The 23,695-nt window shown below is 53.0% G+C and carries 2 protein-coding genes; both read right to left on the bottom strand.

The annotated features are described in order from the left end of the window. Window positions 1-153 precede the first annotated feature (153 nt). Window positions 154-13,287 carry an SDR family NAD(P)-dependent oxidoreductase gene (locus HP401_RS06260; protein ID WP_173604458.1) on the bottom strand — a complete coding sequence of 4,378 codons (13,134 nt, stop codon included), beginning with the start codon at window positions 13,285-13,287 and terminating at the stop codon, window positions 154-156. A 43-nt stretch (window positions 13,288-13,330) separates the two neighbouring features. Beyond that, entirely contained in the window at window positions 13,331-23,695 is a 10,365-nt protein-coding gene (locus HP401_RS06265) for an SDR family NAD(P)-dependent oxidoreductase (RefSeq protein ID WP_173604459.1), read from the bottom strand.

Below are 23,695 nucleotides of genomic sequence, written 5' to 3' on the forward strand. Positions count from 1 at the left end.
TTTGGCAGGATCATCCGGCTATCCTAGCCTCAAATTGGGTTTATGTACCTTGGCTTTCTTCAGATTCCACCTAACGATGGACACCCTTGCTCTTGGCTGCGTACAACAAAAAAAGCGAGATACGCATCTGCGTACCTCGCTTTTTTCAGTGTATTATACGAGCATGGCGTGCTGCTTATAGAAAGATTGAAAAAACCGTGCCGAAAGCGGCCGCTTGTCATAAAGTTTCTCGCAGAACGCATAAATCGTTTGCCTTGAGGCTTCGTCTTCGAGCATTGTCATATGTGTCGAGGCTTCAACGTCCATCACGTACGCCTGCGGGATCTGTCGAACCCATTCCTCCCAGTAAGGCAGATGGTCGAATGGAACAGTTCCTTCTTTAGCCGTTAAATAAGGTTCCCATGGTCCCATGAACACCCCACTCTGGTTTCGGAAGTAATAGCAAGTCACCTCATCAGGCAGAGGCAGGGGTTTATAGTCTATCAACCTGTAGCGCTGCTGCATGGAAAACTGACGCTCAAATTGCTTCTCCAGCAGCCGCTTAGGAATATCCAGTCCTCTATGCTCGGCTAGCTCGGTTAGGCGTTCAAAGAATACATCGAATCCGTTGTCGCAGTCAATCTCATCCCTATGAATGAGATTACCTTTCTCATCAGTGGAGACAATGCCATGGATGGCTGCCAACGCCATGTTAACGGTTTGCAGGGCTATAGAATTCTGATCGAGGGTCGTCCTCTGGATCTCTGGGCTAAACATCGTGTCCAGCATGACCAAAGACGATACGGTCTCCCCCGCTTCCTGCAGCTGACGCGTCATTTCGTAGGCCAACATACCGCCGAGCGAATATCCGCCAAGATCATAAGGGCCCTCCGGCTGAATCGCTTGGATGAGTCGGACATATTGGGAAGAAATAGCTACTATGCCCTCAGGTGCTTCATCGCCGGTACCGCTGAACGATTGGATACCGTAGAACGGTCTGTCCGCATACGCCGCCAAAGAACGATATACTTCCACGCCTCCGGATGCGCCGTGAATCCAAAATACCGGCCTTCCATCTGTAATAGAATTTAGCCGAATGATCTGCTGATTGACGTTCTCCTCCAAAAAAGAGCCGTCAACATGAAGATCATCGATTTCCGGCGGGAAGTTCGCTTGCACCTTGTCGATTAAGTCTTGAATCGTTTCGCAAGTCAACAGATCGGGGAGCTCCATCGACGGAGCAGCCACTTTCTGTAGGCCTGCAAGCAATTGCGCGAGATGAAGCGAACTCAATCCGTAATACATCAATCGCTTGTCCAATTGAATCTCTGTCGGCATCATGCCAAGAAGTAGAGCGACGCTGTTTAAGACGATTGTCTTTGCATCATTCCCTTTCATGGCAAGCTGAGCCTTTTGTACGCTCATCTCATCGTTCTTGCTCATCTCAGCTTCCGTCCGCTCTAAGCCCGCTTCCGGTTGGATTTCAAGCCAACAGCGCTGCTTGATGAACGGGTAAGTGAGCAATGGTACGATTCTCCCCTTTCTTCGGCTGCGATACAATTCCCTCCAGTCCATATCGCCGCCCTTTGACCAGTAGATGGCAAGCTTCTCGACATCAAGTTCATCCATCAAGTGCTTCAAATACATCTGGCCATTCTTACCAGAAAGGAGCCTGAGCATATCATCCGAAGGTCCTCCCGCATTTCCTTCGTATAACCCGAAGCTCCCGGAAAGCGGACTATCCGAACTGCCGGTATCATCCAGATAGTACGAGAGCGCGGCCATCAATTCTTCCCTGTTGCTCGCTGTTACGGCAAGGCGGAAGTCCATGGATTCACGACCGACCTGCAGCGTATAGGCCAGATCGTTCAGCGAAAGCTCCTCGTTCCGCTTCACATACTGACGTACATGGTACACGGCTTCCTTCAGACGTTCCCGGCTTTTGGCCGAGAGGATCAATAATTGATTTCCTGTTTCCTGTACAGACGGCTCTTCAGCAGGCGGCACATATTCCTCGACAATCAGATGAGCATTCGTACCGCCGGCACCAAAGGAGCTGATCGCCGCGCGAAGCGGGAATTTCCCGCCATGTGGCGCTTCATTTTCCGTCTGTTGCCACTCCTCTAAATGCCGCTGAATACGGAAATTCGTTTCCTCAAGGCGTAAATTCGGATTCAAGGCTGTGTCCGAGCCGATTGTCGGAACAAGCTGGCGATGCTTTAACTGAAGAACGACTTTTGTTAATTGGGCGATGCCCGAGGCAGCTTCCCCATGCCCGATGTTGGATTTGACGGACCCAATCGGCAGAGTACGCTTCGTACCGAAATGATTGCGGTACACCTTGTTCATCGCCGCCATTTCAATTGCATCGCCGATGGATGACCCGTTAGCCGCACACTCGATATAGCTGATCGACTCTGGTATTATGCCGGCCTGGCGCATGCTTTCTTCCATCAATTGGGCTTGCGCATTCAGATTCGGCGCTCCGTAGCCGTTTGTCTGTCCGCCATGATTGACAGCGGTTGATTTAATCACCGCTAATATGGAATCACCGTCCTCGATGGCTTTGACCAGCGGTTTTAATAGGACCGAACCGACTCCTTCCGATGGCAAATAACCGTCCCCGTCCGCGAAGCTTCTGCTTCCGGGATGACTGCCAGCTAAACGCAACATGCTTAAGCCGACATACTTTTGCGGATGAAGTGAAAGATTGACACCGCCGGCGATCGCTAGCTCGCATTCACGCTTCCGCAAGCTTTCGCAAGCCATATGGATCGCGACCGCCGAGGAAGAGCACATCGTATCGACAGCGATGCTCGGACCTTTGAGATTAAAGAAATGGGACACCCGATTGGCGACGGAGCTATACGAGGACAGAGCAAGAAGCGGCTCCTTCGACGGGTCCTTATTAAGCAAATGATAATGATTGTTCATACAACCGGCATACACGCCAACCTTGCTATCGTACTCATGCTCAAGCCTCTGGCTTGTATATCCCGCTTGCTCCAGCGTGTTCAATACAGATTCGAGAAACAGCCGCTCTTGCGGGTTTATATAAGACGCTTCCAGGGGTGAGAGCTGGAAGAAGAGCGGATCGAATTGATCGATATCTTTCAGAAACCCGCCCCATTGACAGTAGCTCTTGCCCGGCTTGCCTTTCTCAGGATCATAATACTTGCCGCTTTGCCAACGAACAGCAGGTATTTCTTCAATACAATCCTTCCCGCTCTTCAGATTGTCCCAGAACTGGTCTAAATCGTCCGCTCCCGGATAGCGGCCCGACAATCCGATAATCGCGATATCGGACGCAAGTTGACGCTCGGATATCTCCTCGCGGGTCAGCGTTACTTGCTTTAACGCTGGTTTTGTCGCCGCTGGAGCTGGCGTAACGGATAAATGAGCAGCCGCTAAGACTGGTGAAGCTGCGTTTGTTATCACTTGTGTAAGCTCGGGCGCAAGCAGCCGACGTAGTTTACTCTCATAATGACCGAGAAGATATTCACTCAGCGCTTGTATATTTTCATACTCGAAGAACAAGGTTTTCGGTAGCGAGCCTAATTCGTTCTCAAGATGTTCCGTAAGCTGCAGCGCCATAATCGAGTCAATGCCAAACTTGCTGAAAGAGGTCTTGGCATCCATGCGGTGCAGCGGCATGCGTATATAGGATGACAGGGTCTCTCTTAAGTAGTGTATCGTTCTCTCATACAGCTTGTCTGATCCGAGCCGGTTCTCTCTATCTAATTGCCACTCGGCCGCGGGAGCTTGCTGCGCTGTCGCCAACTCTTCCATGAGCGGCGTTGTGCTCAAAGCCATGTTAGTCACCGCAACTTGGTGCTTCCCACTTGCCAGCGTAGCGTATAGCGATTGAATGCCATGCTGGCTCTGCATCGCTTCCGTTGCGGGATCGACGGTCATGCCGTCGGAAGAGAGGCCTTGCAGCATCGCGCAGTGTTTTCCATGCTCATCATAGATGTCGATATCAAGCTTTTGAATCGACCCTGTTGCGGTGCTTCCGGAGCTTCTTCGAATCCATGCCCACATGACCGCTGTACTTGGACCCAAAATCACCAAACGGTCCAGTGCATAAGGAAGTCCCGGCCTTAATGCTGCTTCCGAGCCAATTCCTCCCTCCGACTCTAAAGGTAATGCTGCCATTCCGATTGATGCTTGCAGCGCCGAATCGATCATGCCCGGATGAAGCACATAATGCTCCAGTGTGGACAAGACGGAAGCCGCAATTTCCAAACGGGCCAGCAGTTCGCCTTTACCGACCTGGATTCGGTCAATGGCACGATGGCCGGGTCCGTAATCCATGTCCAGACGGGCAAGCATGTCATAACATTGGGCGCCGGTGATCAGTCCAACGTCACATCTAGTCTGAAGTTCTTCAAGCAATTCAAGAGGTGGCACTTGAACAGATTCGTCTAATGCCGCTGTTCCTTGACAGTGAACCGTTCTTCCCGACGGATGACCCGATGCTTCCGTATAAATTTCAAAGAAGAAGTCCGCTTCGGAATTACGCTGTAGATGAATGTTCACCGTGACGGAACGATCTTCCACGACGATTGGCTGCGCCCATCCGATATGCCGCAGCAAGACGGGGGACGTTGGCGAACCTGATCCTTTTTCGCATGCTGCCGTCACAGCCGCCCGCGCCATCTCCAGATAGGTGACGGCAGGTAGCACCTTTCGACCTCGAACTGTATGATCCGTCAAGAAAATCTCCGTCCCCGTCAGAACCGTTTGAAACAATAGGCCTGAAGTGTCCTTCAATGAAGCGCGCTGAAGGTTCAGAGGCAAAGATTCGCTAGACGCTTTCATAGGTTCGCGTCTTTGTGGATCCCGCGGCGGATAGTCAGTATTCGAAACCCAGTAGCGCTCTTTGGCAAACGGATACGTCGGAAGCGGAACACGCGAATAGGAGTCGCCGGCAAACAGCTGACTGTAATTCAGCGCATAGCCTTGAACATACAATTCGGCTGCCGTGGACAGATGCTCCAAATACAAGCCTGGATTCGTGCACGTCTGGCAGCTCTCGATCGCGGCATTGCCGAATCGCTTTAACGATTGCTGCTCGCGAACGTCATTTTCCGCTAACTCGGATACGTACACTTGCGCCATTTTACCGCGCGATAGCCAGTTGGAGAGCAGCTGTTTTAGCTCTTCTGCGTCTTTGACGATACACGCCAACCGGTGATTCATGTGACGGCGTCCAACCAGCAGTGTATAGCTGATGTTTCCCGCATCAATGCCAGGTACCCGCTCGCAATGCTCCAACAACCGCTCGACTTGCTGCCTCAGCTGTTCCCGACTGCGGGCTGACAGCGTAATGAGGTAAAACGGCCTCGATGCATGCATGCGCAAAAGAGCTGGAGCCTCCTCAATGACCATATGCGCATTGGTGCCGCTGAAGCCGAAGGAGCTGGTGGCTGCAATCCGCCTTGAGCCCGGTGGAACCGCCCAATCTTTCATCTCCGTATTGACATAGAACGGGCTGCTGGAAAACTTGATATGCGCATTGCCCGTCTCATAATGCAAGGAAGGCGGGATTTGCCGGTTTCGTAGCGACAGTAAAATTTTGAAAACGCTCGCGACACCTGCAGCTGCGGTTGTATGACCAATATTTGTTTTTATGGTTCCGATCGCGCAGAACTGCTTTTTATCCGTGTAATGGCTGAAGGCACTGTTCAATGCTTCGAACTCAATCGGATCGCCGAGACGGGTTCCGGTGCCATGCGCCTCCACCATTTGAATCTGCTCCGGATGAATGGCGAAACGCTCATAGACGGACTTTTCCAGCCGTTCCTGCGAATTGGCGCTTGGAGCGGTAATGCCGTTTGTCGTCCCGTCCTGGTTAATACCCGACCCCTTAATAACCCCGTGGATATGGTCGCCGTCGGCAATGGCATCCTTCAGCCGCTTCAGAACGACGACACCGACCCCTTCGCCAGGTACAAAGCCGTCCGCCCGATTATCAAACGTGTGACATTTGCCTGAAGGAGACAGCATGCCGGCCCGGTTGGAATTGATATAAAACGTTGGCGTCGTTTGGACAAACACGCCCCCTGCCAGCGCCATTTCGGTCTCTCCGGTCCATAAGCCTTGGCAGGCAAGATGGATGGATACAAGCGAGCTGGAGCAGGCGGTATCCACCGTAACGGCAGGCCCCTGCAGATTTAAATAATAGGCGATTCTTGCAGGAATAATGGATGGAGCATTCCCCCACATCGCTTGCGGAGGCGAGTTGTCTCCGATATGGTGCACATAGTCGCCAATATTGTAGCCGACATACACGCCGCAGGCACGACCCTCTACGCTCTGGCCCGCATAACCCGAATCCTCCAGCGCCTTCCATGATTCCTCTAGGAACATGCGCTGCTGAGGATCCATATAGGTAGCCTCGAGTCCGGAAATATTAAAGAACGACGGATCAAACTTATCGATCTCATCCAAGAAGCTGCCGTGATTGCAGTAAGGCTTGCCTTTGGGTGCATACTTCGACAGATCCCACCGGGTAACTTCTTCAACAAGATCATGACCTTGCGCCAAATGGTCCCACAATTCATCCAGCGTGTTCGATTTGGCAAAGCGGCCGCTCATACCGATTATGGCGATGGGCTCTTTAACTGCTGCTTCCGTAGCCCGAACGGATGCAGCGGCCTCGGCCGGCTGCGCGGACGCCTTCGTTTGCAAGGATTCGAAATGGACAGCCTGCTCCTCCCTTTCGAGAGAAATTGAGCCTTGCTCGTAAACGGCGTCGAGTCGGTGGCTAAATGCGGACACGACAGCCTCTTTATGCGCAGACAGCAAATAACCAGCTAGTTGATTAATCGAGCTGTAGTCAAAAAGAATGGTCGTCTTCATCTCAATCTGCAAATGTTCGTTAAGCGTATTGACGATATGCACGCCAGAAATGGAATCAAGCCCGTAGTCTGCGAAAGAGTCATCCATATCGAGCGATGACGCATCCAGCTTCAGAGTTTCTGCCAGCTGGGAGGCAATCAACGATTTGATTTCATCCTGGAGCATCTGCTCATTTAAGGCAAATAAGCTGTCTTCGCTTTCACTTCTGGAATCCGTATGTGCTGCATCATTCCGCTCTTTCGTCAATGTTGAAACGGATTGACTTGCAGACTGCTGAGCGCTTATTCCTTTCCTTTGTTCCCATCTAGGCTGTCTGATGATTCCATCGCTTTGTGCCGCAACGATTTGCTGTCCCAGGTCGTGATGATCCTGGGCTAGGAAGCCGATCGCACCGAAGCCTTCTCGTTCAAGCAGCTGCTGCCAGTTTTCAGGTGAAAGCGCTGGACTGCCCGGAATCCGAATGCCGGGATCGTCATACAGCCACCAGCCTTCCAGCAGTCCGAACGTAAGATGGGTAAATAGGGCGCCGTTGCTAATTTCATTTAATAGCAGCCATCCTCCGGGCTTCAATGCCGCTTTGGCGTTGCGAACCGTCGTCCGCATGTTACGCGTAGCATGAAGGACGTTCGCGGCTATGACCAGATCATACTGACTGGCATCAATGCCTTGCTGCGCAAGAGCTTGCTCTACGTTGAACGTGCGGTACGTGAGGAAAGGATAGCTTGGGCCGTATTCCTTCTGCGCATGGAGTAGGAACATTTTGGATAGATCGGTATAGCAGTATTCCGCAATATGGGTCTTATAGAGAGCTAGCTTGGCAAGCACGCCCGCAGACGTACCGCCTGTACCCGCACCGATTTCCAGAATACGAATTTGCGCCTTCGGATTTTCCTGTACACACTGTCTGACAACATGCAGGGCTGCCTCGGCCACTACATCGTTGAAATAATCGGCTACCGGATTGCTCTTGTAAATCCCCTCGACAAGTTCCATTGACGAGTTCGGAAAGAGCACGTCGGTCGCTGCAGATTTCCCTGTAAGGACAGCAGGCAAGGACTTCAGCGTTGTTTCCACCAATACGATTTGCGCTCTTGTTTTCTCGTCCTCCCGCCATTTAGCGGTATGCTGCCCCCACTGCTCCCATACCGCCCCGTGATCGTTTTTTGCCGTGTCCGTAACCGACAGAAGATGGCCGCTGCGGGACAGCAGCCCGAGCTCTACGAGAATAGTAACGCTCTGACTCAGCCATTCGGCATACATATCTTCGGCGATTCCTGCAACAGCCATTGCCTTTTTCAGATCGAACGTTCCGGAAGCGAATAACCCCGTTTGCCGAAGCTGCACGAACAACAGCCTGCCAAGAAGTCCGTTCATCTCATCGGTCTTCTCCGCGTTCTCACGCTTCAGCTGTCCGATATCGGGTCGCTCAGAGGCGGCCGGCAGGCTTCGGCCTGCTTCAGCGAACCGCTCCCCTGCAGCAAGAGCCTTCATTTCTTCTTTGGGATTCATGCTTTCGACTGGGATTGGCTTCGTCGTTTTCATGACGGCCAGCTGCAATTGCGGCTGGGCAAGCACTCTCTCGATCGCCTGCATCCCTTCCTCCGGCTCGATCAGCCCGATTCCAAGCTCCTGCAGCATCCGATATTTTTCCGTATCCTCGACCTTGTCGCTTGACCAGAATCCCCAGTTCAGCACTTTCACGCTGCAAGACCACTGCTGTGCCAGCAAGTGCGCGAGAGCATCCTTAAAGACACAACCGGCGGCATAATGAGCCTGCTGCGGATTCTTAATGAGGCTGATGAGCGATGAGAAGAACAATACGAAATCTAGCCGTTCCTCGCGAAATACCTGCGCCATCCTGACGCTCACGTCAACTTTAGCGGAGAGCGCGGCTTGAAAAGCAACCTCATCCATTTCAGCCAAGCTGTACTCGTTTAATACCATTGCCGAATGGACGACGCCGTTTACAGAGCCAAAGCGTTGCTTAATCTCGGCATAAGCCTGCGAGAGCGAATGGATGTCCGATGCGTCTGCACTCCAATACCGAATCTCGGGACCACGATCTGAAAGACTGTGAATTTTGGTTCGAATAGCGTCATTCATCGGGCTGCGGCCAATCCATACGATTTGCGCTTGATAGGTACGAATCATATACTCCGACCATACCATGCCGATCCCGCCGGCGCCGCCGATGACGACATATACGCCTCCATTCTGGTACACTGGCGCCTTCGGAGCGGGAAGAATAGTTGGAATCAGCTGCATACGGTGCCACTCACGCCCTCTGTATACCGCAGCCCCGCCCCTCCGGTCTGCAGGGATCCGGAACATCTCGGACACCGGCCATTTCGAATCCGACTCCAAGTCGATGAGACGAATCATCCAGTTTGGATATTCTTTAGCAAGCGAGCCGATCAGTCCGTGAACGCCTGCCTGTGCCGGTTTTATGCTGTCTTTCTTGTATACCGCTTGGGCCTGGGTCGTGATGACCGTGAGTCCGACCGACCTTGAACCGTAGCCGGATTGCAGCAACGCTTGAATAAACCGGAAGCAGCTAAGCGTAGTCTGATTGTGAGCAGTAATCAGCGCATCGTCTACACCGCCGTCTATAGCAGCAGGATCACGAACTACCCATATAAAGTGCCCGATATCCTCAAAGCCGGAAATCTTCCGCTTGATATCAGCCACGGACACGTCTTCGTCATTACCAAAATGTACGGAACCCGGATATAGGGCTTGGATTTGCGCAAAACGTTCGTTGCAGAGACCAAATACAGCGATCCGTTCCGTTACGGCAGGGAAATAATCGCCTTCCGCCTCAACCGCAAACGTATCCCACACCGGAGTAAACTGCCGCAGCATATCCTGCGAACCGGTACCTGTGTCAGCTTCCACGATACGTTGGTTAGCGTCATTCTCCGAGTCCCGGTTCGAAGCTGGAATTACGGCTGAGCTTTCTCCCTGAGGCGAGGTCGGACTTGCCGCTTTGGCTGTGCTTCCTACTTGCTGTACCGCTGTTGGCAGGCTGTCCTGCGGTTTCGCCGCAACCGGCAGCCAGTATCGGTTTTTCGCAAAAGGATAGGCCGGAAGATGCATTTTTCTCGGTTTATCGGTACGGTAAAGTCGTCCCCATTCAATATCGCTGCCCTGAGCCCAAGACTGTGCGATTTCAGCCATCTTTCCTTCTGTAAACCAACGGTCGTCAGCCTTGGCCACATCCGCCGACACGCTGGACTTTTTCTTCAGCTGACCTTTCCAGCAGTTCGGAATGGAAGGTTTACCATCCGCATATGCTTTCAATTTCTCGACCAGTTCCCGAATGCTGCTGACTAGAAAGACAACTCGCTCTTCCATTGCTTCGCGTCCGGTCTGAAGCGTATACGCAATGGACGACAAGCTCATCTCCTGAGATGCCCCGCCTTCCGCATGACGATTCCGATTCAGAATCAGATGCAGCGATTCGGCGGCATCTGAGATCGATCGAATCTCATACCAATCGATGCTGTCAGTCTCGATTTCATATTCCCGCAGCAGCTGTTCCCGGACAGCAGACAGGTGTGCCGTTTCCATGCCGTATTCCGACCAGTCTTGATCGAAATCGATGTCTTGTTCATCCACCTTCAGAACAGTTGAAACCATTCGCAGAATATTGGCCGCCAGCCCGCTATGTGATTCCATTTCCTTAACGCTAGCTACGCATCCAGCCTCATCTCCAAGGAATCGCGCTAACCGATCCGTATACGCTTTCAGGCGATCTTCATTTTTGGCCGATAACGGCACAATGACGGCAGACGGCTCGCCGCTCGCGGAGGAAGGCTGCGGTACCCATTCCTCCAAGATGACATGCGCATTTGAGCCGTAGGCGCCAAAGGAGCTGATCCCTGCCCTTCTCGGGTATACCGTTTCCTTTCCTGCTTCGATCACCCGAGGCTGCTCCCATTGCTCTAACTGCCTCTGGATGTAGAATGGCGATTGCTCAAAATCGATATAAGGATTCGTTTCGGCGGAATGCAACGACGGCACTAACGTTTTATGATGCATCTGCAGCGCAACCTTAATCAACCCGCAAACCCCGGCAGCGGACTCGCCGTGACCGACGTTAGATTTGACTGAACCGATGGCGCAATATTGACGGTCATCCGTGTAGCGGGAATATGCTTTCACCAGTCCTTGGATTTCGATGGGATCGCCGAGCGACGTGCCTGTGCCGTGTGCTTCCAGATAGCTGATCGTTCTCGGATGAATATTAACCTTATTCAGGCAGTCTTCAATCAATTCAGCTTGTGCAACCGGACTGGGCACCGTAATGCCGCTAACCGCACCCACATGGTTGATTGAACTGCCTTTGATAACGGCATATATCTGATCGCCATCCTTGACGGCGGCACTTAGTGGTTTTAGTACGACCGCGCCAATCCCTTCTCCGGATGTAAACCCGTCGCCGTCTTTACCGAACGTACGGCAATAACCGTCGCTCGAATGCATGTTGGCCATGCCGAACGTTTTATATTTGCCAGGATGAAGCGTCAAGTTGACACCGCCCGCAATTGCAGCTTCACATTCTCCACGCCGGATGCTCTCTACCGCCATGTGGACAGCTGTTAGAGATGCGGAGCACAGCGTATCGACTGCCAGACTGGGGCCATGGAAATTAAGCGAGTAGGAAACCCGGTTCGCCACGTACGAGTGACTCAAAGAAAGCGGGAATAGCACGCCTTGCGCCATAAGCTCCGACCCGAGAAGTGCATAATCCTTATGCATAACACCGGCGAACACGCCGACAAGGTTCCGTTTGTTCGGTCCTCTTGGCGTTACGAGGCTGGACGGACGGTATCCAGCATCTTCAATGGCCTCCCAGCAGGTTTCAAGAAAAATCCGCTCCTGCGGGTCTATGATTTCCGCTTCGCGAGGCGATATGCGAAAGAACGGCGCATCAAAGCAATCCGGGTCGTCAATGAAGCCGCCCCATCTGGAAACCCCTTTGCCCGAAGGAGACTTTAAGTCTTCAAACTGTTTCCAATCCCATCGTGAAGGGGGAATTTCGCTGATGCAGTCTTTACCGTCCTTCAGATTTTGCCAAAACTCGCGGAGATCGCTTGCCCCTGGAAAACGGCCTGACATTCCGATGATTGCAATATCCTCTTCTTGCGATGTTGATGCTTCTGAGCGGTTGCTGGGATCCGCAGGTGTCTTCCTGTTGTCCGGATGTTCATCAAGCTGCAATCGGGGGGCATTGATCCCATCGCCCGGTGCCGGTGCGAAGCTTTCATCCGCAAATACCGAAGCGTACTGTTCGGCCAAGTAAACGGATAAATCTGCAATCGTCGTATATTCAAAAAGCAGCGTAGGCGGAAGCACTGCTCCTACCTTCGCTTCAATTCTCTTAACCATCTCCAGCAAGCCTGAGGAATCCATTCCCATCTCATAATAGCCCGCGTTCTGATCGAGATCCGCTTCAGCCATATCCAAGCGCTCAGCCAAGATGCCAGCTAGAAAAGTGGCCGCCTGAACGGCAGGAGTGCGCTCCCCGATGAGAGTATGCCCCTGTTTGACTGGAGCCGGCGCCGGTTCTGTGACGGACGGGTCATCCCCACCTCCGGAGACGGCAGATGAACCGATCCCGGATGCCGCCCTCACCAGCTTCATCGTGTAGTTTTTCATTTCTGCTACTTTGCAGCCTTTGCTGTCGAATAGCTCCAGCGTCATGCTGAGCAATTCGTTCTTTCGTTGAACACTGGGAGTGAGAACCTGTGTATAGCAGCGCTCTTGAATGAGCTGCTCCGCACGAAAGGACTCAAAATATAAGGGCAGAAACAATTGTTGCTCTTCCCCGACAAGCGTTCGCAGCAATAGCGAGGCACCTACACAGCTAGCATCTAACAAGGTGGGATGAAACAGCACGTCTTCGGCGCTGTCGCGCGAATTGCGATCCAATGCAAGCTCGATGAGCACGCCTGTTGAAGTTTGGAAGGTATGCCCTTCCGCTTTCATCATGCCGGTATGAGTGAGGCCCAGCGCACGAAACTGCGCATAGGCCTCCTCCAGATCGACGGAAGCCTCCGCCTGATTTATGACTTGCCCGAGATTGATCGTCTTATCAAATGAAACGGGTTGAATCTTCCGCATTTGGGCATCGGCATATCGTTTCGCCTCCGGGCTGACTGCTCCATCCCGCGATTCGCGGCCTTCTACAACAATGCTCCAGCATCCTGCTTCCTTCTCTTCCACAACAATATCGATCAGCACCTCGTAATCGTGACCCACCGTCAAGGGATGATAGATCGATACATGGCAAAGCTCCAGCTCTCTCCAATCGTACCCGTTATCCCGAAATGCTTGGTAGATCAGGTCGACATAAGCCGGACCGGGCAGCAGTTCCTGACCAAAGACTTTATGATTGCTCAGGATCGGATGATCGCCGCTTAATAAAAATTGTTCTTTCATGAAATAGTCCCCCTTGAATGCGCTACCCCTAAGCCCGATGGGGTTATTTGGGTTTCGTTCCGCCCCAGAATGATTTCGGACTGTTGACCTTCCGCTCTTCCGCTTTCATTTTCCATATATTCGTTCGGTTCTTGACCTTCTGCGAATCAGACGATGATACGCTGATCTGTTTTCTGCTTTCCTGCCATTCTTCCGGCCAAGGCAGCGGCTTCCGTATGGCGTCTCCTGAACGCTCTTCCTGCCAAGATTCTAAAACTGCATGAACATTGGTGCCTCCGTCCCCAAAACAGTTTATCGCCGCTGTTCGAACCGATTCACTCCAGTTCTTCGTTTCTCGGTGAAAGAAAAACGGGGACGCTTCCAAATCAAAATGCTGCATCGGCTGCTCGCCCGATAAAAACGGTACAAACTGGTCATGATCGAGCATCAGCACAACCTTAATGAAGCTCGCAATCCCTTCGGCGCTTAGCGGGTGACCGATATTGGGTTTGATGGAGCCCAATGCAATTGCGGCATTTCCACCGTTGCCATAAACCTGCTGGATCGTCTTGAGCTCCAACAGATCGGTTACTTCCGAGCCTGAGCCGTTCGTTTCGATATAAGAGACGTCAGACGGCTTTCTGCCGCTCTTCTTTAAGGCAGCGAGCATGACGTCCTTCTGCGCCTGCATATTTGGAGCCGTCGGCCCTGCAGTTCTCCCATCGTTATTTACGGCGATTCCCTTGATAACCGCATAGATGCGGTCTCCGTCTGCCAGCGCCTGTTTCACTGTTTTTAATAGGACAACGCCGGCGCCTTCACTGAGTACAACGCCATCAGCTCGGCGGTCAAAGACATGAAATGTCGAGCTTTTGCTCAGAATGCCGCGCTGACCGAATAGTTTGTGCGAGAAGTCGCTGTTCAGCAGACTGACCCCTCCCACCAATGCGGACACCGTATCCCCGCTCCGCAGGCTTTGAATAGCCATGCTCATCCCAGTTAAGGCAGAGGAACAGGCCGTATCGATCACCATGCTGGGACCCCTTAGGTCAAAATAACGGGATATATTGGCAGCCAAGTAATTTTGGCCGACTGCAACGATCGGATTTCTCGTTTGAAGGAGCAGTTCCTCGCCCGGCCAATACTGGGTTCTGGCACCGATATAAACGCCAACGGCCTTCCCTTTTACGTCTGCTCGGTTATATCCTGCGTGATGAAGCGCTTTTACACTTTCCTCCAAGATGAGCAACGCCTGCGGGTCCATCGCTCTGGCATCCTCATCCGGAATATGAAAAAACGACGGATCGGCATGGCGAAGCTCATCCAGCAGCCCTGCATAATAAGGTTGGGCGCTCCCCCATCGTTCCTCTGGGACCGGCCGTATCGCGCTTCGGCCTTCCGTGAGCAGCGACCAATAATGGGTCAAGTCCTTTGCTCCCGGAAATCGGCAGGACATCCCGACGACCGCAATATCCTCCTCGCCGATTCGTTCCTGATGAATGGACTGACGGGAGATCTCCGCTACAGGCATTGAAGGAGCATCTCTAAAATCATGAATTGGCATTGACTGTTCATGCTCCTGACACTTCTGGCTTCCCGACAGCAACGCCCGGGTAAGCGGCTCGCCGTAGGAGGCCGTCAGCCAATCTGCGAGCGACTGAATGGTTGTATGCTCGTAAAGTACCGATGGATCGATATCCTTACCTACGGTGCGGCTTATTGTCCGAATTAATTGCGCCAATATGATCGAGTCTGCACCATAATCCTGAATCGGTATGGTAAGCTCCAGCTTGGATCGTTCAAGCTTCAATTCTGCTGCAAATAAATCCAACAGCCATGAACGTACGGCTCCCGGCAGCGATGCTTGTGACTCCAAGCGCACTTCCGATGGGTCAGAAGCGGGAGCCTGCGTGCTGAAACTGCTATCAAGTCGCCGCATAAGCAGACGCTCCGGCTGCCACTTGTCAGGTTGAACGACAGCAGGCAGAACGACCGCTCCCGGCAGATTTGCAATCATATGATCGAGCAATCTCAGCCCTTCCCGATCGGTCAGGCTGTTCATACCGGTGGCAAGGAAGGCGCTGCTTTGTACCTCGCCCATGCCCGATTCTTTCCAGCTCGGCCACTGAATGCTGATAATGGGCTTTTGATTCGCATGAGCCTGCGCGAAATAATCCATAAACGAATTGGCCATCGCATAATCGCTTTGTCCCGCAGCTAGCGATGGAACAGCCGCCGATACGGACGAGAATAGAGCAAAAAAGGCAAGCGGCTCATCCTTGAAACATTCCCATACGGACATTAATCCTTCCACTTTCGGCTCCAATACCTGCCGTATAACAGAGGTTGGCTTGTGAACAAAAGCCGGATACTCCCGATCGCCGACGCCCGCGCAGTGGATCACGCCTCCTGCCGGTCCCCATTCCTCTCGAATATCAAGAAGCGCCTGCTTTAGTGCATCGGTATCCGTTAGCGGGATGGCGAGCGTCCGCACGTCTGCCCCTATCTTCTCCAATTCCTTTACCAAACGGATCTTATTCGCCATTGGTGAAGTCTGGACCGCCTCGTATTCCCATTCTTCCCGTGGAGGCAGCGCTTCTTTCCCGAGCAGGACCAGCCTTTTCACGCCCATGGTTTCAACGTAATGGCGTGCACACAATGCGCCTAGTCCTCGCGTTCCGCCGGTAATCCACAACACTTGCCCCTCCGGCCACGAAAACGGCCTGACATTCTGTGCCGTCTCTTGCTCCCGTAGGCATGCGCGGTAACGCACGGATTTACGGTAACAAATTTCTGGCCACTCGCTGTTACAATGCAGTTCTGCAATCAATTGTTCCGCCCAGACTTTACAATTATCCGAAGTATCCAGATCGACATGCCTGGAATGAATATTGGCGTATTCGCTTTGCAGCATACGGTATAGTCCGGCTATGCAAGCTCCGGATAATCCCACGGCATCGCTGCGGAATCGCTCAAGACCTTTCGTTACGCCGATCAATTTGATCCCTTTTCTTCGTCTTACGTCTATTAGTCGCTGGAGCCAAGGCAATCCTTCCAGGCTCCGATCCACTTCGCTGCTACAGCCTAAAAGGTCAATGCAAGCATCGAAATCCATCTCCTCGACCTCTCCCGCTGTCATTTCATCGAGTTGGCGAGAATGAAGGACGACAGCGCCGGGAAGCCGGGATTTAAGTTCCATCGCAAGCTCGCGGGTTCCATCCTCAGTAACGATCGCGACTTTACCTGGCGGTTCACCGTCGGCCGATGCCTGCGCTTCTATCCATTCTTTGCAGAGCAATCGTGTCGTATCGGGCTTATGGGAGTCTGCTGTAGCACTACTTGAGGTCTCAAGTGGTGCTGCCGGCACCCAATAGTGGTCCCGAGAGAACGGGTATACCGGCAAATGGATACGACTTTGCCTCTCATCCCCGAATAATAAATCCCCGTCCACGCTATAGCCTTGGCAGTATAACTTGGCCAGCGCGATCAATGCTCCCCGGTATTCACTCGAAGCCTTGTCCATAGACGGAATTTTATGAAGCCAATCGGCCCTTTCCTGCTCCTTCGCCTTGTCGGCTTTAAACATCCGTTCTACTTGTCCGAACAAAATGTGCGGGCTAGATCGCTTCTCAGCCGCAGCCACCCAGGCTTCTACCGCTTCCTCCTTGCTGGATACAACGATTACGCAACGATAAGCAAACGGCTGTCTGCCTTCGAGAAGCGTACGGCAAATTTGTGATAATTCCACCGATGCAGGCTGGCTCGCCATGTAATGGCGCATATCTTCTATTCTCCGCAAAAGCGCATCCTCGCTCTTTGCTGAAAGGGGTAGCATATAATACGCTGTTTGACCGGAATAGCTGCTGTACTGCCTCTCGTTGTAGCTCTGAAGGACGAAATGGGCATTCGTACCGCTCATGCCGAACGCACTTACGGCACCGGTTAACGGCGCGCTTGAGCTGGAACGCCATGGCCTCGGCTCGCGGTTCACATAGAACGGACTCCCTTCAAAGCGGATATAGTCGTTTTCCTTATCTATATGAAGACTTGCAGGTATCGTCTCATGACGGAACGCCTGGACGAGATTAACGAGGCTGACCAGGCCTGAAGCTGCGAAGCTATGACCAAAATTAGTTTTGGGAGAGGTTAACGCGCATGTACTTTCGTGCAACGCTGCCCCTTTAAACGCTTCCTGAAGCGCGTGGATTTCGACAGGATCCCCCAGCTTTGTACCCGTTCCATGCGTAACGATATACTCAACCTGCTTCGGATTCACGCCGGCCTGCTCGTACACCGAACGGATGAGACGGGCCTGTGCTGCTGCATTCGGTGCCGTAATTCCGTTCGTTTTGCCATCATAATTGATGCCGCTGCCGCGGATGACAGCATAAATCGGATCGCCATCTTTCTTTGCCAAAGACAATCTTTTCATCACGACGGCGACGACCGCCTCGCCCGGTACCATACCGTTCGCCCGATTGTCAAAGGCATAGCATTTGCCGTCCGGCGAGAGCATGCCCGCTTCCCTCATCCCGTTCAAATACAACGGCGTCAGCATAAGGTTAACACCGGCGGCGATAGCCGTATCGCATTCACGGTTGCGAAGGCTGACACATGCTTGATGGGCGGCGACCAGCCCGGAGGAACAAGCGGTATTGATTGACATAACAGGTCCGCTCAGGTTAAGGAAGTACGAAAGGCGGGATGCCAGTATCGCATTGTTCGTGGAGGTCACACTGCCTGCCCCTTTCGCGATGAACTGGTAGTCGCCATCCTCGGCTCCGACAAAAACGCCGATATTTCCTTCCCGTAACTGCTTGCTCCCGTATCCTGCATCCTCCAGCGCTCGCATCGACTCCTGCAATAACAGCCGCTGTCTTGGGTCCATCAGCTCCGCCTCGCGCGGAGAGATTTCGAAGAAGGCAGGATCGAACTCGCTGACGCCCGGCACCCATCCGCACGTCCAGTTCTCACCGTTCATGAGAGTGCTTCGTTCTTCTGGCATCGGCTGAACCACATCGCGGCCCTCCCGGAGAATACGCCACATGTCTTCAACCGAACGGGCCTCAGGAAACCGTCCACTCATGCCGATAATTGCGATGGGCTCCGGAAATGGATGGCTTTGTGTTTCAACCGCTGCGGCGGGTTCTTCAATCGGTTTAGATGGCTCCGTATGAATGGATTCCGGAGCAACTGCTTCCTGATGAACATCCAGTACACCATCAGGACGAACCTCAAATCTGTCCTTGTAAAACCCGGTCAGGTCGTCACGGTGCTCCCGCAAGTAAAAATGGATAAGCTTCTCCACCGTCGGGTAGGAGAAGAAGACGGCTGGCGTAAGATCAATACGGTAATGCTTGGTCAGCGATGTAGCCAGCTCGGCAAAGCTGATGGAATTGAAGCCGAAATCGGAAAAATACTGTTCCTTGTCGATCCGGTCAATCGGGATCGCGACTATTCGACTGATGTGCGCCATCAGTTCTTCCTCCAGCAGCTCTTCTACATGCGGCTCGACACGTTGTTCTGCCCGCTTCGCGATTGATGTCAACGGCGCCGCCTTCACCGGCTTTACCGCTTTCTGTTCAGTTGCCAGCTCCAGACCTAGAGAGCGGAGGACGCTCTCCCGATTCCCAACCATCACAAGATGATTAGGCTCATCCTGTGCTAACAGAAGCTCAAGCAGCGCAATCCCCTGCTCGGCTTCCAAGGCACGCAGGCCGCTTGCTTGAAGATACATTTTCGTCATGGCCTGATCCCCGACACTCATGCCGCCATCCTTCCACAGCGGCCACTGAATGGAAACAATCGACCCGCCATGTCGTCGATCTCCCATACGAACGCGGGAAGCCCGCTCCGCGTAGGCGGTCATGAACCGGTTACCGACAGCGTAATCGCACGATCCGAAATCGCCCAGTACAGCGGATATCGACGAGAAGTAAGCAACAAAATCAAGCTCGCGTTCTTCTTGAAGCAGCTCATCAAGCAAAAGCGTGCCGGTAATCTTCGGTTGTATGACTTCGTGGAATTGCTCTGCTTTCTTCTCCAGAATGCTACGGCCGCTTTCCGTACCGGCTGCATGGATAACACCGTTTATGCTTCCCGATAAAGCAGCCCGAGCTTCAGCAAGTCCATTCTTCATGGCGGCATAGTCACACACGTCCGCTTGGATCGCGAATACGGCGGCTCCTGCCGCTTCAAGCTTTTTCATCATCGATCTTTTGCCAGCATCAATGGATGACCGACCTGTCAGGATAAGCTTGGCCTGATACGTTTTGGCTAAATGCTCCGCAACGACCATGCCGATTCCACCGAAGCCGCCTGTTATGAGATAAATGCCGCCCCGTCGGAATTTGGTCGCTTTCGGCTGAAGCCGGGTTTCGCGCACAGAACAAACATGCCGCTCTCCCCCTGTATATAAAGAGCTTCGCACCTTATCCTGTCCAAGCTCCATCCACAACGACTCCCAAAGATTGCGACCCGAACAGCGTTCCGCCTGAAAACCGTCCGTAAAGAGATGAACAGACATCCGCACATCCTTCATAAGCGGGCCGATCGAACGCTCAAAGCCGATCCAAGACTCCGCATGGCAGCGTTCGATATCCGTAGAGCACATCGCCGCGGCAAGCAGCCTGGTCGACGTAAGGCCAGAGGCATGCATCCCTTGGATGATCGCGGTTAGTTCGTCCGTCGTTTGCGCTGAAGGCCCTGTCTCCAAAGGCCATAAAAACAGAATGGCTTCTACCGCCTCTGTCTGGTTGACGTCCGCCAGCACCCGTTCGAAGCCGGATGAATCCCACTTATCTATGGAATGCGGCCATGTATTCAACGCTCCGCCCTCGTACCGTGACACAAAAACCAGCTTTGTCTTCGGACTTAAGCGGTTAACGGCTTCCGTCAGCTCTAGTTGACGGTGTGAATCCGAAAGGAAGCAAACGACCGTCCTCGGCTGTTCCCGCAGCACTTCCTTCCATTCATCTGGCTGCCACGTTTCCTGAAACGTCATCCCTTCAAAAGGGACCTTAATGGCATCCGGTTCAGAAGCAGCGAGCCAATAGCGTTCCTTGGCAAACGGATAAGTCGGCAGGCTCACCCTGCGCGGCGGTTTGCCGCCGTAGAGCTTCTGCCAATCGATTTCAAGCCCTTTCGTCCAAAGGTCAAGCAGCTTACCGTACTTTCCCTTGGCAAACCAGGCATCAATCGCCGTCTGCATATCATCGTCTGCTGCCAGTGCTTGAAACGAATTTCTTCCCCGCTTAACCTGTCCGTGATAAATGCCGGGGCCGGCGCCGTACATCCTGTACTGTTCCAGCTTTTCCTTTAGCTCGGCAATTGACGCTGCGGTGAAGGCTAAACGCTCCTCCATCGCCTGCCGGCCAATCTGAAGCGTAAACGCAATACTTGCAAGCTCCTCATTCCGCCATGTCCTTGCCCCGAGGGCTTCGGCGAACTGGCGGACGTTCGCTTCCAGACGCTCCTCGTTCATCGCGGATAAAACGATGATGGAAGCGTGCTGTGCCAAATCCGGACGGTCTTCGGCCTTCTCTGTGAACTCTTGGACGACAAGATGGGCATTCGCTCCTCCGGCACCGAAGGAGGATATGCCGGCTATACGGGGATACGTGATTGTTTCCCCGTTCAAGACGACGACGGGCCGTTTCCATTCCGTCAGCCGCTGCTGCACCGCAAAAGGCGTGTGCTCGAAGGCGATATTCGGGTTCACTTCGTCCGCGTGCAAAGTCGGCGCAAGCTGCCCATGCTTCATTTGCATCAGCACCTTGGTCAGTCCCGCTATGCCAGCCGCGCTTTCACAGTGGCCGATATTCGATTTAACGGATCCAATCGCACAATAGCCATGTTCTCCGGCCAGCGGCGAGAATGCTCGCGTCAGCCCCTCGACTTCAATCGGGTCACCCAGCTCCGTTCCAGTACCATGAGCTTCGATATAGCTGACGGCCCCCGGATGTACGCCAGACCGCTTTAATGCGTCCTGGATCAGCTGCGCTTGAGCGGAAGCGCTGGGTACCGTATAGCCGTTCGTCCGGCCGCCGGCATTCAGCATACTTCCTTTTATGATGCCGTAAATATGATCGCCGTCCGCAATCGCCGCATGCAACGGCTTGAGGACAACCGCGCCTACACCCTCTCCATCGACGAATCCGTCGGCTTGTGCACCGAAGGATTTGCATTGATCGCCGGAGGAGAGCATGTTCATCGAAGTTAGCCTTTTGTAGTGAACGGGATCTACGATCAAATTAACGCCGCCCGCAATCGCGCATTCGCTAGTACCGGAATAGATACTCTCGAGCGCAAGGTGGATCGCAGTGAGCGAGGAGGAGCATGCCGTATCGACAGCCAGGCTCGGCCCCTGGAAATTCATAAGATAAGATAGTCGGTTTGCAATGGACCAGAAATTCGCCCCAGTCGAATAATTGCCGTTCATCACCCCGACAAAAACACCAACCTTCCCTGAACGGCTTAAACGTTCAGGGGTATAACCGGCATCCTCTATACTTGCATAAGCGGTTTCCAAAAAAATCCGCTCTTGCGGATCCATTCGTTCGGCTTCCTTCGGCGCAATCTGAAAGAATAGCGGGTCGAATTTGTCGATATCGTCCAGGAATCCGCCCCATTTGCTATAGACAGCGCCCTCCTTGCCCCGCTCTTCGTCGTAGTAGAGTCTCCAATCCCACCGGTCGGATGGGATTTCGGTAATGCAATTTGTTCCGTGTTTAAGGTTTTCCCAGAACTGTTCTACATTCCGTGCCCCTGGATAACGTCCGGATAAGCCGATGATCGCGACATCCTGTTTGCCCGCCGCTTCGCTCCTCGTCATTTCGATGACGGATTGCTGTTCGTTAATCGGCTCAAGGGCTGCCGGTTCCATATGACGATCTGGCGCTAGATTGCTATCGGACACTTCTTGCGTATCGAAAATGGAGCTGCCTACTGCTTGTCTCTCCATTCCCGTGAAGCGAAGCATCTCCTCCGGATGGGCTTGCAGCAAATAGTCGGCTAGCGCATTAATCGTTGCGTGCTCGAAAAATAGCGTACTGTTTATTTTAGCGAAATGGGGCCGGAGTGCTTCCGTAAGCTGTACGACCAGAATCGAATCGATTCCGTATGTCTCCAGCGACACGTATGTCTCCATGCGCTGGTATGGAATTTTCAGCGTTTCGCAGATGAGCGCCTTCAGTCGTTCTCTGCTCTTCTCGCGGAGCACCTCCTGGCTTTGTTCATTCTTTTTGGCGGACAGCGTTGTACGAGCAATTGGCTTCCGCTGGGGTTGTTCTTCTGCAGCGTGATCCGATGCATCCTCTTGACTTCGTATGCGGATTACACCGTCGCTTTCGGCTACTATAATCTGCTGTCCGAGACCGTGTGAATGCTCAGCAGGGAAAAACACATCGAGGAAGCCCTCCTCCTCCAACAGCGAACGCCACGAATTGGGTGTCAAACCCGGTGATCCCGGCATCCGAAGCTCTTGATCCTCATACAGCCACCAGCCTTCAAGCAGACCGAACGTCAGGTGGATGAACAGATTGCTGCTGCTCATTTCATTGAGAAGCAGCAGACCACTGTGCTTCAGGACCGTCTTGACGCTTCGGATCGTTGTCTTCATATTTCGGGTTGCATGCAGCACATTGGTTGCAATCGCAAGATCGAATGCGCCTTCCTCGAAGCCCTGCACCGCCGCCGGCTTCTGGGCATCATATAGACGATAGGTCAAAAACGGGTAATGCGGTCCGTACTCGTGCTGGGCATGAAGCAAAAACGCTTGAGAAATATCCGTATAGCAGTATTCTGCAATATGCTCCTGCAGCGGTTTAAGTCCAGCCAGCACCCGTGCGCTTGTTCCGCCCGTTCCTGCGCCGATTTCCAAAATGCGCAGGCGGACAGCAGGATCTTCTTGAACCCGTTCCTTAATAAACGCAAGCGTAAGATCCGATACGATCTTGTTGAAGTAATCCGCGATGTGATTGTTTTTGTAGACACCCTCGACAAGTGTCATCGATCCGTTCGGGAATATAATATCCGTAGCGGCCGTATTTCCGCACAGCACCTGTGGAAGTGCTCGGAGTGCAGCGTCGACAAGGATCATTTGTGCGCCGGAATCCGGGTGATCCCTCCACTGCTCTAAATGCCGATCCCATTGGGCCCAGAGGGCTGCATGGTCTTCTTTCCGATTCGGATCGACGACGTATTCACCGACAACCTCCGATATAAAGCCATAGCGAAGCAAATAATCGATGCTAGTCTCCAACCATCTATCGTAAAGCCGAGATTGGCCCAGCAATCCGGCCAGCCCCTCCTTGGATTGCCGCTCTCGGTTAAAGAAGCCGGCAGCTTGCAGCTGCACCCAAAGAAGCTTGACTAGAACCTCTTCTTCCAGGCGTTTTACATCTCGTATGCTCTCCTCTATACCGTTCAC

The sequence above is a fragment of the Brevibacillus sp. HB2.2 genome (assembly GCF_013284275.1).
Classification (GTDB): domain Bacteria; phylum Bacillota; class Bacilli; order Brevibacillales; family Brevibacillaceae; genus Brevibacillus; species Brevibacillus brevis_D.